General features: G+C 68.0%; 1 protein-coding gene. It reads left to right on the top strand.

The features are described from left to right. Nucleotides 1–204: 204 nt before the first annotated feature. The coding region (locus tag AB4Z27_RS29655) for an ImcF-related family protein (protein WP_441646066.1) at nt 205–429 on the top strand (225 nt) is incomplete at its 3' end.

Genomic DNA, 429 nt, shown 5'->3' on the forward strand with positions numbered 1-429 from the left:
GACGCCTTCGGACGCCTTCGGCACCCACAACGGCAACCGGTATCCTGACCAGACCCTGGCGTCGTTGACAACAGGCACTGATCCGCGCGGACTGGTCCGCACGACGGCCGTCGTGCCGGGCATCTTCACCCGACAGGCGTACKAGGGCCATATCGCCCCGCCATCGCGGCCGCTGCCAAACGCACGGAGATCGCCCGCGACTGGGTGTTGACCGATGGCAAGCCGCAGGACGCCGGGCAGCCGGCGGACCGCTCGGCCGATGCCCTGCAGGCCGCGCTGACCGAACAGTATTTCGCGGACTACGCAGAACACTGGCAGGGCTTCATGAACAGCCTGCAATGGGCGCCTGCGCCGACGCTCCCTGCCGCCGTCGACCAACTCAAGCTGATGGCCGACGCACGCCAGTCGCCGGTGATCGCGCTGATGACA

Source organism: Cupriavidus sp. KB_39 (assembly GCF_052114485.1).
In the GTDB taxonomy this organism is placed as follows: Bacteria; Pseudomonadota; Gammaproteobacteria; order Burkholderiales; family Burkholderiaceae; genus Cupriavidus.